Here is a 15286-nt window from a genome sequence, read left to right as displayed (position 1 = left end):
ATCACCGATCGGCAACCGTTCGATGCCGTCAGCCTGCGAGCGCCTTCGTGGCCTCCTCGGTGGTGAGCACGCACGGCGTTGTTCTCCGGCCCGTACACCTTGTGGGGGCTGGTGACGACGGTCTGGCCGTCGGCGATGTAGGGCTTGAGGGTGTCGTGCCATCGGCGCCGGAGCCCTCGAGCCCCTCGGCATCGAGCGGCCCTGAGCGCTCGAACATGTCGATGTCGTGCATCATCTGCTCGAGCTGACCGCCGAACTGCCACTGGTCGTCGTGCGGGTAGTAGTAGTGCGGCGAGACGAACACCGGGGTGCCGGCGTCCTTGGCGGCCGACAGCAGCTGCTCGAGGTGCTCGACGGTCTGGTTCTCGGTGCCGCTGTCGTTCCGGCGCTTCGTCGCCGCCATGATCCTCATCCCCTCCATGGTCATGCGCCGGGCGCGCAGCATCACCGTGCGCATCATCGGCTACCAGCCCAGCCTCGACCGGTTCTCCCGAGCGTCATCGAGCGGCTCAAACCAGCCGGCCACAGCCAGGATGGCCGCCCTGCCCGCCTGTCAAGCACAACTCGCCTATTCGAGGTCCAGGGCGTCGTGGACGAGGACGGTCGCGAGGCCGTAGGCGAGGTGGGGGACGAGATCGGACACCCAACCTTCGGCGCCCCACTCGGTCGGGTCGGTGAGCCCCAGCGCGACGAGCGGCCCGGAGCTCGCGACCGTCGCGGATAGCCCCACGCCGGCGGCGAGAACGGAGGTGGGCACGGACCGGAGCGCGGGGCGCAGGGCACCGAAGCTGGCGCCGAGGCCGATGCCGGTGGCGAAGCCGAAGAGCGCGCCCAGCGCCGTCTTACGGGCCTGGGCGGCCTCGTCACCGTCGTCCTCGCCGGCCAGCGGCAGGCCGACCTTGTCGGTCAGCTCGTCGGCGGCTTCGGCGGGCATCTGGCTCGACGGTCGCGCGCGGATCGCCATGTCGAGGTAGGTGGTGAGGTTCAGCACGGCGGTGCCGGTGGCACCGGCGACCGCGCCGAGGAGCAGACGTCGTGCGAGCATGTGTCAGCCTCCGATTGGTAGCAACTGGTAGCCAAGGCCGAGCACCAGGCCGAACAGCAGGTGCCCCATCAGACTCGCCACAGGGGGGCCTTGCCGAAGTAGGGTGAAGGCGGCCGTGCACGATGCCCCACACGATCGCGCTCGCCCAGTCGATGGCGCCGCTGCCGAGCAGCGCAACGCCGAGGACGATGAGGACCACCGGCACGCCCGTGCTCACCATCAGCCCGAGCGGGGCGGCGGAGGCCGGTGCTCGTGGTCTGCTGTTCGTAGGTTCGTCCTGCCATCGCGGGATGACCCCTTCGTGATCGCTGCCCTCTGGAAGCGGTTGCCAGATGAGGCGACGGGCATGCAAGCCGAGCGACCAATGTCACGTAGGTGACGAAGGTGTTTGCTGGTCGGCGGTCTGCCCGATCCGCCAGGCGGCGTTGATTATGCCGACGTGGGAGAACGCCTGGGGGTAGTTGCCGGCGTGCGCGCCGGTGGCGGGCTCGATCTGCTCGGCGTAAAGGCCGAGGTCGTTGGCGCGGGCGACGAGCCGGTCGAGCAGACCGGCGGCTTCGTCGTGCTCGCCGGCCAGGGCGAGGCACTCGACGAGCCAGGCGGTGCACAGCACGAAGCCGTTGGCGTCGCCGTCCCAGCGGTAGACGAGCCCGTCGCGGGTGAGCTCGCGTTGGATGGCTCGGATGGTGGCGCGCATCCGCTCGTCGCGGGCGTCGAGGAACCCGACGAGCGGCATGAGCAGCACGGAGGCGTCGAGGCGGTCCGAGCCGAGCGCGCCGGCGTAGGCGTCGATGTCGGCGTTCCAAGCCTGCTCGAGGACGGTCTGGCGGATCTCCTCGGCGATCGCCTGCCAGCGGTCGATCTCGTCCTGCGCGTCGAGGAGGTCGGCGAGCTGCAAGGCGCGGTCGAGCGCGACCCAGCACATCACCTTCGAGGTCGTGTAGTGCCGGCCGCCGTCGCGGGACTCCCACATGCCTGCGTCCTCGGCCTGCCACGTCGTCGCGGCTTCCTCGGCCATCCAGCGCAGGAGTCGTCGGGTGCGCTCGTTGATCGGGTCGAGCTGGTCGCGGTAGCGCAGCGCGAGGTCGAGGACCTCGCCCATGACGTCGAGCTGGGACTGGTCCCACGCGTCGTTGCCGATGCGCACGGGGCGGCTGTCGGCGTAGCCGGCGAGGTGGTCGAGCTCGTGCTCGGGCAGCCAACGTCGTCCGTCGAGGCCGTACATTATCTGGACGCGGTCGCCCTCGGCCGGCTGGCCGGCTGCGTCGGCGATGAACTGCAGGAACCGGCCGACCTCGTCGGGGCAGGCGCCGATCCACAGGGCCTGGGTGGTCAGGGAGAGGTCGCGCAGCCAGGCGTAGCGGTAGTCCCAGTTGTCGGATCCCCCGAGTTCGGCGGGCAGCGAGGTGGTCGGCGCGGCCAGGACCGCACCGGAGGGCTGGTAGGTCAGCGCCTGCAGCACCAGGGCGCTGCGCTGCACCGCCTCGGCATGCGGACCCTCGTAGGGGTCGTGCGCGTCGACCCAGGATCGCCAGCCTGCGAGCGTCTCGGTGAGCGCCTCGCCCGGCTCGGTGCCGGCGGCCTCGTCCTTGCCGTGCAGCGACGCGTAGGCCAGCGCGAACGTGTGCTGCTTCCCCTCCTCGACGGTCAGCTCGCCGGTCGCCGTGCCCTCGTCGATGCGCAGAGGCACCGGCGTGGACAGCCGCAGCCGGACGGGTCCTCCCTCGGCGACGATGACACCATCGGACTCCTCGAGGTGCGGCACGGTGAGCCCGTACTCGACACGCGGTGCGAACTCGCAGCGCACCGTCACGCTGCCGCGCACGCCCTCGACGCTGCGGACCAGCAGCTGCGGGACCTTGAAGCCGATGTCGTGCCCCCGGGCGCCCGGCTCCAGGGCGAGGCAGTCGAGGATTTGCACCTCCCCGCTCTCGGTGATCACCGTCGTCTCCAGCACGAGGGTGTCGTCGAGATAGCGGCGGGAGATCTCGGCAGGGTCGACCGCCGACAGCGTCCAGTGGCCAGCGTCCGCATCGAGCAGGCGGCCGAACACCGACGGCCCGTCCGCGCGAGGCGGGCACCACCAGTCCACCGACCCGTCGCGTGACACCAGCGCTGGGGCGTGGCAGTCCGACAACATGGCGTAGTCGGTGATGGGCGGCTGCGACGGCCAGCCGTCGGGAAGCTCGCTCATGAACGCTGCCCCGCGGCGGCGTCGCGTCGGCGGATCGGATGGCCGCCGAACTGGTTGCGGAGCAGCGCGACGGCCTTCGCCGCCGGCCAGTCGACGTCGCGGTAGGCCATGAGCAGCTGCTGGGCCATCGCGGTCACCGGTGTCGGGATGTCGTGCTCGGACGCCCACTGGGTGACCCACTTGACCTCGCCGGTGTCCTCCACCACCGTCGACAGCCCCTCGAGACCGACTGCGACGTCACCCTCCGGACCGATCCCGCCGTGCGCGAGCGCGTTGCCCATCAGCCCGACCAGCCAGCTGCGGATCACCGTCCCGTGGTTCCAGTGCTCGAACACCGCCGGCAGATCGAGCTCATGGTCGAAGCCGCGCAGCAGCTCGACCCCCTCGGCGATCGCCTGGATCATCCCGAACTCGATCGCGTTGTGCCCAGCTTCACGAAATGCCCCGACGGCGACGGCCCGGCGTAGAAGACGGCGCCGTCGGCCACGGCGAGGTCCCGCAGCAGCGGCTGCACCAGATTGAAGGCGTCCCTCGGGCCGCCTGCCATGAACGCACCCTGCCAGCCGAGCGCGACGCTGATCCCCCCGCTCGTGCCGATGTCGAGGAACCGGATGCCGTCGTCGACCAGCTCGTCGTGACGGCGTCGGGAGTCCTCCCAGTGCGAGTTGCCGCAGTCGGCGACGACGTCGCCGTGCTCGAGGCCCTCCCGCAGCGTGACGAGGTTCGCGTCGACCGGATTGCCATGGGGGACCCACATGAGCACCACCCGCGGGGTCGGCAGCGCTCCGGCGACGTCGCCGAGGTCACCCGCCACCTCGATGTCCAGGTCGGCCGCCGTGGACCGCGCGTCCGCGCTCGGATCCCACCCGACGACCTCATGCCCTCGGTCGATGGCGAGCTCTCCGAGGCTCAGCCCCATCCGTCCCAAACCGATGACCGCCAACCTCATGTGTGACTCCTGTCAGGATGCCGAGCGGGTGCGCTCGTTCCAGTCAGCTGCGTCGCGAGCCCGCCGCTGCGGCGGCGATGCCGAGCAGCGCTGCGCCGGCTGCCGCAACGGCGCCGCGGTGCAGGCTGAGCCACAGCTCGGGGCTGCGCGCGTGCGCCTGGTCGTCGAAGGCGCCGTGGGCGGCGATGTCCCCGCCGGGCACCGGCTCCCAGGTGTTGGACCGCTCGCCCGGCGGGTCGTGGTCGGGGGACTGCTGGTCCTCGACGTTGGTGCGGGCGAGGAAGCGGTCGAGCAGGGACGGGGCGAAGCGGTTGCCGAGGATCGTGAGGACGGTCGGCAATCCCACCCACATCGAGCGCCGCGGATGCTCGGCGACGTGGGCGACAGCCCGGCCGGCGACCTCCGGCTGGTAGATCGGCGGGACCGGCATCGGGTGGTGATCGATGCCGCGGTGCAGCACCCAGCCGAACTGGGGCGTGTTCACTCCGGGCATGTGCACTGAGCACAGGTTGATGTCGAGGCCCTTGTGCAGCAGCTCCGTTCGGACCGACTCGGTGAACCCGACGATGGCGTGCTTGGCACCGCAGTAGGCGGCCTGCAGAGGGATGCCGCGGAACGCCAGGGCCGATCCGACCTGGATGATCGTGCCGCGGTTGCGCGTCGCCATCCGTGCGAGGGCGGTGCGGGTGCCGTTGACGAAACCGAGGTAGGTGACCCCGGTGATGCGCTCGAACTCCTTGGGCGTCACCTCCTCGAAGAAGGCGATGGCGCCCGTGAACGCGTTGTTGACCCACACGTCGATCGGCCCCAGCGTCGCCTCGATGCGGTCGGCGGCGTCATCCAGAGCTGCCGCGTCCGCCACGTCGGCGGACACCGCCACGGCCCGGCGACCGAGCCGCTCGACCTCGGCGACGGTGGCGTCGAGCCGGTCCTGTCCACGGGCGATGACACCGACGTCCCAGCCGCGCTCGGCCAGGCAGCGGACGCTCGCTCGCCCGATTCCCGCCGTCCCGCCCGTCACGACAGCGACTCCCCGGGCAGTCGTGGATGGTGATGGCATCAGCGGTTCTCCTGGATCGTCATGAACCGTCTCGGGTTCAGCGGCGGTCCCGAAGGGACCTGAGTGCCGCCCGCGCTTCGGGCCAAGCAGCGGGAACGCTGGCGAGAAGCGCTGCCGCGCTGACCGAGCACCACGAGCAGACCTTGCGGTGTCTCGTGAGCTGCTCGGCGGTCAGGTACAGCGCCCCGAGGGCGTCCACGACCGTCTTGGCGAACAGCGTCAGCGGCAGGAGCGGCTGCTCCTCGGCCCGGTCGACCCCGCCCATCCCCGCCAGCGCGAGCGTCACGCCGGCGCTGGCGATGCCCAGCGCGCTGTCAGGGGTTCGTAGCAGCTCATATGCCTCGCCGGAGGCATCGACGGCATCCGCGTCCAAGCCGGGAAGCGAGGGCTCGGGCACCCGCCGGAGGAGCCCGAACTGGTACAGGCCAACGACACCCAGCGCACCTGCGCCGATGATCTGCAGCAACGCGACACGTCGACGGCCGGTGAGGTGCGGGCTCTCACCGCGGCGCAGGGCGTCCGACACCGCCTCGGCGGCGGATGAGGAACCGCGACCGACGCCTGAGCGCGGGGGACGGACACTGGCAGCGGGGGGGCCTGCCGGTCGCTTGCGGATCCTCATGCGCGCACCTCCAAAACCTCAAAACGTCGTCTGCGAACAAGGCCATACCCCGCCGTCGGTGGGAGGAACGACGTCCGCAACCTGCGTTGCCTTCGCTCGAGGAGTCCGTCGTGGATCGTCGCCTGCACGTCGCGGCCGGCTGGCTCCTCGGCCGGTTGGCAGACGACGCGCACGCTGCCGTCGACCCCTCCTTCTCGGCAAGGACGGCGGTCGCTCCGAGCAGCACGGCCATGTGCCCGTCGTGGTCGCAGGAATGCATCGAGCCAGGATGGGTGGAGTCGTACCCCACCCCGCGGTCCTCGTTGATGGGCAGCACATCCAGCTCGCAGCGCAGCCCGACGGTCGGCTTCGGGCGCCCGCGGGTCAAGGACGCCACGACGCCGATGGCGGGTGGCGACATCGAAGCCGATGCTGCGCGTTCACGACGTACGCGCTGGTCGCGTGCTCGGCGAAGGGGTCTCGGTGATGCGGTGCAGATGGTGTCGCCACTGGACTCCGTGTCGCTCGTCCCGCTACGCGCTGGCGACATCGCCGTCGCCGTCGACACCGCCCTGCAACCCGAGGCGGTCGAGGGATCTCCGCGCCGCGATCGACTCCACCGACGTCCGTACGGTCGACCTCTCCCGACCCACGCGGGCACCTTCGCGGAAGAGGTTCGAGGCGTCGTCCACCAGAACGGTCGGGTCCAGTAGGGGACCGGCGTGTTCACCGGGGCGCTGGGAAGGCTGCGGGGTCGGCACGATCAACCTGCGCATACAAGGACGCGGCCAGGTGGGGCCCTCACCGGTCACGGTCGCGAGGCTCACGGTCGTCGACAGGCGTCGAACACGCTGCCGGCCACCGGTCACGGCACCGTTTACCAGGACGGCTTCGACCTTACCTACGAGCTCGACTTCGTCTGCCGCGCCGGATAGGGGACACGGCGGCGGTGCCGGCAGCGTCGAGGACCCAGCAGCGCAGCCGGTGGTCTTCCGCCTCGACCACGAGCGCCGCGACGTAGCCGTCGACGGGGGGCAGCGCCTCCAGCGACCAGCCGGCGCTCCCCCCCACGTCTCCACCGGCGACCCGGCGGGTCGGCAGGGTCGCCACGGTGAGCGGTGCCCCGATGTCTTCGAGGTCGTCGACGAGCCCCACGCCCAGCGCCTTCACATACGCCTCCGTGCAGGTCCAGCTCCGCAGGAACGCCTCGTCCCGCCGGTCGGGCGGGGTGGCGAGCACCGCGTCCCGCTCACGGACGGGCAACCACCGTTCGGCGATCGCCGCAGCCTCGGGCACCGCGCGAAGCGCCTCGAGGTCGACGCCGACGCGCCTGCCTCGCGCGAAGGCGTAGAGCGCATGCCCCTGCGAACGTGAGGAGTTGAAGCGGATCGGCGGGCCACCCGAGGGCGTGGCGAGCTCGGGCTTGCCCCGAGGCCCGTAGCGCAGCCGCACCGCCGCGGGCTCATGATGCACGTAGCCGGCGAGCAGCGTGCGCAGCACCCCTCTCGCGACCGTGAAGCGCCGCTGGTCGCGGGGGAAGCGCAGGCGCTCCGCGCGCTCCCGCTCGTCGGGCGACAGCGTGTCGGCAAGCCGCAGCAGGGGCCAGGCCGGTTGGTCGAGGTCGGCGAGCCATACGTGCACGTCGCCGTCCACCAGGGCCAGCCCGGCCGCACCGCCCCGGCGGACCCACCCGTCTGCTCGCGCGACGCGCGGGCTCATGGCGTGCTCGCGCCCGTCTCGTGGAGACAAGCGGTCAGACGCTCGGCGAGCACGCCCACGTGAGGCCGGCGGAGCATCGTGGAGTGGTCGCCGGGAACGGTGTGCCGGACGAGCCCACCGAGCGCGAGGTCGTCCCAGCGGGCCCCGTGCATCGCGCGCCCGTGCCGTGAGCCGGCGGCCTCCACGAGCGTGACCCGGCCGGTGTAGGGGGCCGGGGCGTAGTGGCGCATCGCCTCCAGGTTGCTCGTGAACACGGCCAGCTGCCGGTCGAGCTCCGACACCTCGAGGTCCGGTGGCACGAGTCCCGCCCGCCGGGCCTGCTCGAGCACGCAGGCGAGCTGCTCGGACGGGTCGAGCTGCGACAAGCCACTGCCGAACACGGTGAGGTCGTCCGGCCACAGCCCCAGGTGCTGCACGAAGCCCAGCAGCGGCTCTCCGGCGGCGCTGTCGTCGCCGTCCGCGCCGGCGCCGGGGGGCGCCGGGTCGAGCAGGGCGAGCAGCGCCACCCGCTCGCCGCGCTCCTCCAGCTGACGCGCCATCTCGAAGGCGACCACCCCGCCCATCGACCAGCCGCCCAGCCGGTAGGGCCCCGCGGGCTGCAGGCGCTGCACCTCCTGCACGTAGCGGCGGGCCATGTCCTCGATGCGCGTCTGGGGTTTCCCTCCGGCGAAGCCGGTGGCCTGAAGGCCGAAGCACGGCCGGTCGTCGCCCAGGGCCTCGGCGAGCTCGACGTAGCAGTACACGGTTCCGCTGAGCGGATGCACCCAGAAGACCGGCGGGTGCGCACCGCGCGGGTGGATCGCCACGAGGGGTGAGCGGGCGGCGGGCTCGTCGCGCAGCAGGCACGCCAGCCGCTCGATCGTGCGCCCCTCGAGGAGGCTCGACACGGGCAGCTGGCGTCCGAACGCCCGCTCGACCTGGGCGATGACATGTCCCAGACCAGCAGTGCGGGGTCGAGGTCCTGTCCGCCGAGGGAGTTCATCCACCGAATGCCCCACTTGCCAAGAACCTCTATGACCTCGTGGAGCTCATGCCCCGCGTCGCTGAGGTGGTACACCGGACCCTCGTCGTCCTCCCGGCGCTCGACCAGTCCTTGCCGGACGAGCTGTTTCAGCCGTTGCGACAGCAAGGTCCGCGACATGCGCGGGACCCCCCGATGGATGTCGTTGAACCGCGTGCTGCCAGCGACGAGCTCCCGAACGACCAGCAGCGTCCATCGTTGATCCAGCACCTCGGCGGCCTTGGCCACCGGACAGAACTGCCCGTACTCGCCCACCGTCGCCTCCCACCCGCGTTCGTCTCCAGCATCTCCTAGTACAGATCCTTCACTGGCCCTGAGCAAGAGACGGGTCGATGGTGAGAGCAGGGTCCACGTATCGCAGCTGGCTGGAGGGCGAGCATGTCGACCGAAACCAGGCACCAGGTCAGCCACCGGGACCTCGACGTCCTGGCGCGCCACATCCGGGGCGAGGTCATCCGCCCGCCGGATCCTCGCTACGACCAAGCCCGCAGGGTATGGAACGGCAGCATTGACCGGCGTCCCGCCGCGATCGTGCGCTGCCGGGACGTCAGGGACGTCAAGCGGGGGCTTGCCTTCGCCGTAGAACGTGGACTTGTGGTTGCGGTGCGGGCAGGTGGCCACAACGTCGCTGGGTTCGGGACGTGCGACGGCGGGGTGGTGCTCGACCTGCGGCCCATGGCGTCGGTGTCCGTCGACCCTGCGCGCCGCCTTGCTGTGGTAGGACCCGGTGCCGTAGGGGCCGAGTTCGACCGACAGGCGCAAGAGCATGGCCTTGCGACCACGCTCGGGATCATGTCCACGACCGGGGTCGCCGGGCTGACCCTTGGCGGAGGCATCGGCTGGCTGCAGCGCGCCTTCGGCCTCGCCTGCGACAACCTGGTCGCCGCCGACCTGCTCACCGCAGAAGGTCGGATCGTGCGTGCTTGCAGCCGCGAGAACCAGGACTTGCTGTGGGGATTGCGCGGCGGCGGCGGCAACTTCGGCATCGTGACGTCGTTCGAGTTCCGGCTCCATCGGGTCGGCCCACGGGTGCTGTGCGGGCTGGTGGTCTGGCCGGCCGATCAGGCCCGAGACGTCCTGCGCCTGTTCCGCGAGTTCGCTCCCGAGGCTGATGACGCCCTGACGGTCATCGCCGTCTGCCGCACCGCTCCTCGTGTCCCGTTCCTGCCCGCCGAGCTCTACGGCCGTCCCATCATCGCCCTTGCAGCCTGTTACGCCGGGCCAATCGAGGAGGGTCAAGCCGCGCTCGCGCCGCTGCGCGCCTTCGGTCAACCGGCGGCCGACGCCCTGACGATACGGTCCTACGCAGACTTTCAGGCGATGTTCGACGCCAGCTGGGAGCCGGGCTTCTGCAACTACTGGAAGGCTGAGTATCTCGCGAACCTCGACGATGACATCGTCGACGTCCTCGCGCGCTACGCCGTGTCGCACACCTCTCCGCTGTCCGACTTCAAGATCGCCACCATGGGCGGCGCCGTCGCCCGTGTCGGCGAGGCGGAGACCGCCTACTCTCACCGGCACGCCCCCTTCGTGCTCAACGTCAACACCCGATGGGTCGATCCCGCGCAGTCACCGCTGCACACAGCCCATACGCACGCACTGTTCGAAGAGGCCCAGACCGCATCGGCCGGCGGTGTCTACGTCAACTTCCTCGGGGATGAGGGGCACAGCCGCGTCCAGCACGCCTATGGCAGCAAGACGTTCGCCCGCCTCCAGGCCCTCAAACGGAGATGGGACCCTGACAACATCTTCCGTGTCAACCAGAACATCCCACCAGAATCATGATGCTGGCGAGCGACACCCGGCGCGGGTGGATGGGGCAACCACGCAGGCGAAGGGCCTGTTGGGCTCCCCTCTCACTTGTCCCGGAACCGTGTTCAGGCGCTCGCAGGTTGACGGAGGTGGACCGGGAGCGGGCGGGGAGGACCAGCTCAGATTGTGATGACGTTGTCGGCCTGCGCGCAGTGGTCTGCGAACTCGGCCGGACTCGTGAACTGAGCGTTCTTGCCTTCAAGGTCTGCTTCGGCCACCGCACGGGCAGCTGCGCAGCCCCCTCAGACGTACACGGGGACGCCGTTGTCGACGACCTCGCGAAGTACTTCACCAACGTTCGGCCAGCCGACCGGGTTGCAGGCGTCGGCGACCTCCGTCTTCATCAGGTACACGGCCTCTCCCATGAGGAAGATCTCCGCCTCGTGGCCCGATTCCCGCCACCCTTCGCCCCGAGGAAGGGCAGGGCAGCACGGGTGGGATCGTCGGAGGCGGAAGTTCCTGCAAACAGCAGCTTCGCCATGCTGTTCACCTCCCGCTTGGGCCCCTCGCCGCAACCCCCGGCGACCTTACCATCCGCCTGGCCGGGCGGGATGTCAACACTCCGCTGCACTGCGTTGCCGCCGGCGTGCTCGCCGAATCGACTGTTCGCCTGCGGCACCTTCTTGGACGGCTCGCCTTGCGGGCGGGGCGGACCCCGCCCACACTGAACCGTTCGCCGGCCGGGGTGGCTCGGCGGGCCGCCGGGAGGGTCAGTGGCGTACGACGTGGCCTTGATCGAACGGGTGCTGGGCGACGCCCGGCGCGACGTGCTGGCCGAGCTCGAGCGCATCTTCGCCGAGCGCCGGCGTACCGGGTACGGGCCGCTCTACGACCTCCTCGCCGACTACCCCTTCCGCGAGGGCAAGGGCCTGCGCCCGGCCATCTGCTTCGCCGCGTGCCGCGCGGTCGGCGGGCGCACCGAGCAGGCCCTGCTGTCGGCGACCGCCCTCGAGCTGTTCCACAACGCCTTCCTCCTGCACGACGACGTGGAGGACGGCTCGGAGTTCCGGCGGGGCAAGATCACGATGCTGCGCTCGCACGGGGCGCCCGTGGCCGTCAACGTGGGGGACGCGACGAACGTGCTCGCCATGGGCCCGCTGCTCGAGAACGTGTCGGCGATCGGCATGCGCAAGGCGCTGCTCGTGCTCCGCGAGGTCGAGCGCATGGCGCGCGAGTCCGCCGAGGGACAGGCGCTCGAGCTGGGCTGGATCGCCGAGCACCGCTTCGACCTCACGGACCGCTCCTACGTGCGCATGGCCTACAAGAAGACCTGCTGGTACACGGTCATCGCACCGCTGCGTATCGGCGTCATCTGTGGCAGCCCGCCCGGGCCCGAAGCGCCGCTGGACGAGGAGCTCCTGCCGCTCGTCGAGCTGGGCTCCCTCGCCGGCATCGCGTTCCAGGTCCAGGACGACCTGCTGAACCTCGAAGCCGACGAGGTGCTGTACGGCAAGGAGATCGCGGGGGACCTGCTGGAGGGCAAGCGCACCGTGATGCTCCTGCACTTCGTCCGCACCGCCGGACCGGATGACCGGGACCGGGCGCTCACGCTGCTGCACACCCCCCGCAAGGCGAAGCCCGCCGACGAGGTGGCCTGGCTGCTGCGCGCCATGGTCGCGGCGGGCTCGCTCGGGCACGGGCGCAGGATCGCCCGCGAGTACAGCGAGCGGGCGCTCGAGGCCGATGCCCGCGCGCTCGGGTCCGCCCCCGACTCGGACGACCGCCGGTTCCTGCGCGAGATGCTGCACTATGTGATCGAGCGGATGAGATGAGGCCGAGCCCTTGCGCGTGACCAACGAGCCCTCGGACGACGACGGCGGGCCACTCCACGACCTCCTGCGGCTGCAGGCGGACTTCCAGGCGCGCCTGGCGGAGGAGACCCTGCGCTACCTCCGGCGGATGCAGGCGGCGGTCGCGCCACCGGTGCCCGGCACGGTCCTGCGGCCCGACGGGGCGCCGCTCGAGGCGGCCGGTTCCGCCGGGAGCGACGTCCGCGTCGAGGTCGAGATCGAGAACCGCCAGCGGGCGCACTGCATGGTCAGCCCGACCGTATCCCCCCTCGTCACGCCCGACGGCACGACCTGGTTCCCCGACGCGCAGATCGACCCGCCGTCGCTGCTCCTGGCCCCCGACGAGGTCGCGACGATGGCGGTCGGCCTGCCCCTCCCGGCCGACCTGCCCGCCGGCACCTACTCCGGGGCCCTGCTCCTGCCCGGCTTCCGCAGCGCCGGCGTCGCGCTGCGGCTGCACGTCGAGCCCGAGCAGCCCGCCGCCGACCCCGCGACGGAGGCTCGCGCGTGACCGACGATGCCCCCCGCGCCCTGCTCGTCGACGTGCCCGGCGAGGCGGGGCGGACGACCGTCAGCCTCGTCGCGTCGCTGGCCGCACGCCTCGCGAGCCTGCGGCTGATGTCGGGCGCCGACGCGGTCGGCTCGCTGACCGCGGGCTTCGCCGCGCTCGGACGGGAGGTGGCGCGCTCGACCGAGGGCGCGCGGCTGCACGAGGCCATCACCGCCGGCCGGATCGGGGGCAACGGCGAGGCCGTGTGGGCGGCGCTGGGCATCGACCGCATGGCGGAGGCGCCGCCGAGCCCGGTGCTCGACCACCTCCGCAACGACCTCGCCCTCCTGCTGGCCGACGACCTCGAGGAGACCCTCGCCCTCCTGCCGCTGCCCGCCGAGCGGGCGGAGACGGACGACGCGCCGGCACCCGCCACGTTCGCCGACTACCTCCTCGGCATGTGGGCGTTCGGCGTCGAGGTCAGCCGGGCCGTCGAGGCGATCGCCGCGCCGACGCTGCCGTCGCGGGGCGTGCGCCCCGGCGGTGGCGCACCCGGCCTCGCGTCGGGCCCCCTGCTGCGGTGATCCCGCTCGACCCCCTCCGCCCGCCGCACCCGACCGACCCCGCAGCCGCCGCGTACAAGGAGTGGCTGCACCTCAACGTGTTCGACCACGCAGCCGGCGCCGTCGGCCTGGTGAACGTGTCGCTGCACGGGCCGCCCCGGGACCCGCGCTCCCGGGTCGCCGCCGCCGGGCTCGTCCACCTGCCGGGGGCCGGCTGGGCGGGAGGCGTGATCGTGCGCGAGGCCGCCGCGGCGACGCTCGGCACGGCGAGCATCGCGCTCGAGGACGCCGCGCTCGGCGTCGACCACGCGACGGGGCGGGTGCACGCCGCCCTCCGCCTGCGCGACGACGCGGTGGACGTGCGCGTCACCGGCGTGGCCGTCGGCCCCGCCCACGTCGCCGACGCGCCGATGCCACTCGGCCCCGGGTGGGTGGCCTGGTACGCCGTGCCGCGGCTGGCCGTCTCCGGCACCGTCCGCGTCGGCGACCGGACGCTGGCGCTCGAGGCAGCCAGCGGCTACCACGACCACAACTGGGGCCGCTGGCACTGGGGCGAGGACCTCGGCTGGGACTGGGGGAGCTTCCTCGCCCCCGAGGGTCCGGCGATCGTGCTCGCCCGCACCACCGACCGGGCCCGTCGCCGCCCCGGGCGCCCGCTCCTGCTCGTGCGGGCGCCGGGGATCCGCCGGACGTTCGTCGGGTCGAGCGTGACGGTGCGCAGGCACGGCCGCTGGACCGCGCCGCTGCGCCGGCTGCCCGGCGCGATGGCCGCGCTGCACCAGGACCGCGCGGCCCCCGACCTGCCCGCGTCCGTGCGCATCGAGGCGCGCGAGGGCGGGGACGACGTGGCCGTCGACTTCCGCGTCGACGGGGCGGGGCAGATCATCGCGGCCGACCCCGTCCGGCGCGGGTACGGGTTCATCCACGAGCTGCCCGGCACGTTCCGCTGCCGCGGGCGGGTTGGCGGGACGGAGCTGTCCGCCGAGGGTCTGGGGGTCTTCGAGCATGTCGACTGACGGCCCGCCCCACCGGACGCTGGGGGAGTACGTCGGCGAGCTCGTGCGGCGCCTCGGCGACGCGGACGCGGCGGCGCTCGCGCGCCTGCGTGCGGTCGTGGGCTCCCGGCAGGCGCGCATCACCCTCGACGACGAGACCGTCGACGTGGCGTTCACGGCCGCCGGCCTCGTCGCCGCGCCCGCCGCGGCGGGGGCGCAGCCCGACGGGCACGGCGCCACCGACCGGGCCACGGTGCTCCACCTGCTCGACGGCTACCTCGAGGTCACGGAGGCGGTCCTCACCGGCCGCCTGCGCGTGCAGGCCTCCGACGAGGCCGCGGTGCGGATGCTCCAGGCGATCGAGATCCTCCTCGACGCATCGGCCCGCAGCCCCGCGCTGCAGGACCTGGCCCGCGACTTCCGCTCGGACCCCGGTCGGGCGGGGCGCCCGACCGCTCCCGCGCCGCGGCCCCCGACGCGGTACCCGGGCGGCCGTGCCGAGGCGGAGGACAGGCTGCTCGAGCGCCTCGACCTGCTCCCCGACGGCGACGACCCACCCCGGCCTTGACGGACATTCCGGCACGGAGGACGATGCGGTGACGTCCCGGGGAAAGGAAGCCCGGTGGGTGTGAGCATCCCACAGCCGTTCGTGAGCAAGATCACCGGGCCCATAGGGCCCGTCAGCGTGAGCGGCATCCCCAGCACCTTCCACATCAACGTCGACACCCTCCCGAAGATCCGCCTGGGCGTGGACCCGGTCACCCTCAACCCCGTGACCGTCAACCCGGTGACGCTCACGCTCACCCCCCTCGACGCGTCCCTGCGCATCAAGGAGCTCCCCTCGATCCGCGGGCACCTGCCGGCCGACTTCACCGTCGGCTTGTCGGTGCTCGGACTGCCACTGCTCGCGCTGCGCCTGTGCGGCGAGGCGCAGGTCATCACCGAGCCCTACCGGCCGAATCCCTGCGAGCGCTGCGGGCCCAGCCGGACCCGCGTTCTCGACGTCGACCAGCCCGCAGGCCCAGAGCAGCCCGGAGAGGGCTGACC

The 15286-nt window shown here is 72.1% G+C and carries 17 protein-coding genes; 7 read left to right on the top strand and 10 right to left on the bottom strand.

Features of this window, described 5'->3' with window-relative positions:
- Window positions 1-28 precede the first annotated feature (28 nt).
- From VM324_00920 to VM324_00880, 9 genes are all read right to left on the bottom strand, one after another.
- Window positions 29-460: a hypothetical protein gene (locus VM324_00920; protein ID HVL97841.1), complete on the bottom strand. Its 432-nt coding sequence runs from the start codon at window positions 458-460 to the stop codon at window positions 29-31.
- Between the two features lie 108 nt (window positions 461-568).
- Complete coding sequence (locus VM324_00915) at window positions 569-1045, bottom strand: hypothetical protein (protein HVL97840.1); 477 nt, start codon at window positions 1043-1045, stop codon at window positions 569-571.
- A gap of 367 nt (window positions 1046-1412) precedes the next feature.
- Entirely contained in the window at window positions 1413-3239 is a 1827-nt protein-coding gene (locus tag VM324_00910; protein ID HVL97839.1) for a glycoside hydrolase family 15 protein, read from the bottom strand.
- Window positions 3236-3643 carry a hypothetical protein gene (locus VM324_00905; GenBank protein ID HVL97838.1) on the bottom strand — a complete coding sequence of 136 codons (408 nt, stop codon included), beginning with the start codon at window positions 3641-3643 and terminating at the stop codon, window positions 3236-3238. The genes VM324_00910 and VM324_00905 overlap by 4 nt, the downstream gene beginning before the upstream one ends.
- Window positions 3640-4188 (bottom strand): NAD(P)-binding domain-containing protein, encoded by a 549-nt coding sequence (locus VM324_00900; protein HVL97837.1) that lies wholly within the window; start codon window positions 4186-4188, stop codon window positions 3640-3642. Before VM324_00900 ends, VM324_00905 begins: the two co-directional genes overlap by 4 nt.
- A gap of 43 nt (window positions 4189-4231) precedes the next feature.
- Complete coding sequence (locus tag VM324_00895; protein HVL97836.1) at window positions 4232-5248, bottom strand: SDR family oxidoreductase; 1017 nt, start codon at window positions 5246-5248, stop codon at window positions 4232-4234.
- 37 nt (window positions 5249-5285) lie between these two features.
- The gene (locus tag VM324_00890) at window positions 5286-5870 is read right to left on the bottom strand and encodes a vitamin K epoxide reductase family protein (GenBank protein HVL97835.1); all 585 of its coding nucleotides are present in this window, start codon (window positions 5868-5870) and stop codon (window positions 5286-5288) included.
- An 876-nt stretch (window positions 5871-6746) separates the two neighbouring features.
- Entirely contained in the window at window positions 6747-7568 is an 822-nt protein-coding gene (locus tag VM324_00885) for a 4'-phosphopantetheinyl transferase superfamily protein (protein ID HVL97834.1), read from the bottom strand.
- A complete protein-coding gene (locus tag VM324_00880; protein HVL97833.1) occupies window positions 7565-8554 on the bottom strand; it encodes a thioesterase domain-containing protein in 990 nt (329 codons plus the stop codon). Before VM324_00880 ends, VM324_00885 begins: the two co-directional genes overlap by 4 nt.
- A 413-nt stretch (window positions 8555-8967) precedes the next feature.
- Here VM324_00880 and VM324_00875 point away from each other — a divergent pair, with 413 nt between their 5' ends.
- On the top strand, window positions 8968-10374 hold the full coding sequence (locus VM324_00875) for an FAD-binding oxidoreductase (GenBank protein HVL97832.1): 1407 nt from the start codon (window positions 8968-8970) through the stop codon (window positions 10372-10374).
- 269 nt (window positions 10375-10643) lie between these two features.
- Here VM324_00875 and VM324_00870 read toward each other — a convergent pair whose 3' ends face one another.
- Window positions 10644-10766, bottom strand: coding sequence for a hypothetical protein (locus VM324_00870; GenBank protein HVL97831.1), 123 nt, complete (start codon window positions 10764-10766; stop codon window positions 10644-10646).
- Window positions 10767-11132: 366 nt separating this feature from the next.
- On the opposite strand from VM324_00870, the gene VM324_00865 reads away from it, so the two are divergent.
- Genes VM324_00865 through VM324_00840 form a run of 6 tightly spaced genes read left to right on the top strand, consistent with a single transcriptional unit; the run spans window position 11133 to window position 15284 of the window.
- On the top strand, window positions 11133-12173 hold the full coding sequence (locus VM324_00865; protein HVL97830.1) for a polyprenyl synthetase family protein: 1041 nt from the start codon (window positions 11133-11135) through the stop codon (window positions 12171-12173).
- Between the two features lie 16 nt (window positions 12174-12189).
- Complete coding sequence (locus VM324_00860; GenBank protein HVL97829.1) at window positions 12190-12702, top strand: hypothetical protein; 513 nt, start codon at window positions 12190-12192, stop codon at window positions 12700-12702.
- Complete coding sequence (locus tag VM324_00855) at window positions 12699-13265, top strand: hypothetical protein (GenBank protein HVL97828.1); 567 nt, start codon at window positions 12699-12701, stop codon at window positions 13263-13265. Before VM324_00860 ends, VM324_00855 begins: the two co-directional genes overlap by 4 nt.
- A complete protein-coding gene (locus VM324_00850; protein HVL97827.1) occupies window positions 13262-14260 on the top strand; it encodes a hypothetical protein in 999 nt (332 codons plus the stop codon). Before VM324_00855 ends, VM324_00850 begins: the two co-directional genes overlap by 4 nt.
- Window positions 14250-14807 carry a hypothetical protein gene (locus tag VM324_00845; GenBank protein ID HVL97826.1) on the top strand — a complete coding sequence of 186 codons (558 nt, stop codon included), beginning with the start codon at window positions 14250-14252 and terminating at the stop codon, window positions 14805-14807. The genes VM324_00850 and VM324_00845 overlap by 11 nt, the downstream gene beginning before the upstream one ends.
- A 54-nt stretch (window positions 14808-14861) precedes the next feature.
- Entirely contained in the window at window positions 14862-15284 is a 423-nt protein-coding gene (locus tag VM324_00840) for a hypothetical protein (protein HVL97825.1), read from the top strand.
- The last annotated feature ends 2 nt before the right edge of the window (window positions 15285-15286 follow it).

Source organism: Egibacteraceae bacterium (assembly GCA_035540635.1).
Lineage (GTDB): Bacteria > Actinomycetota > Nitriliruptoria > Euzebyales > Egibacteraceae > DATLGH01.
Note: the sequence above shows the minus strand (reverse complement) of the source record. Positions and strands in the feature narration are given on the sequence as shown.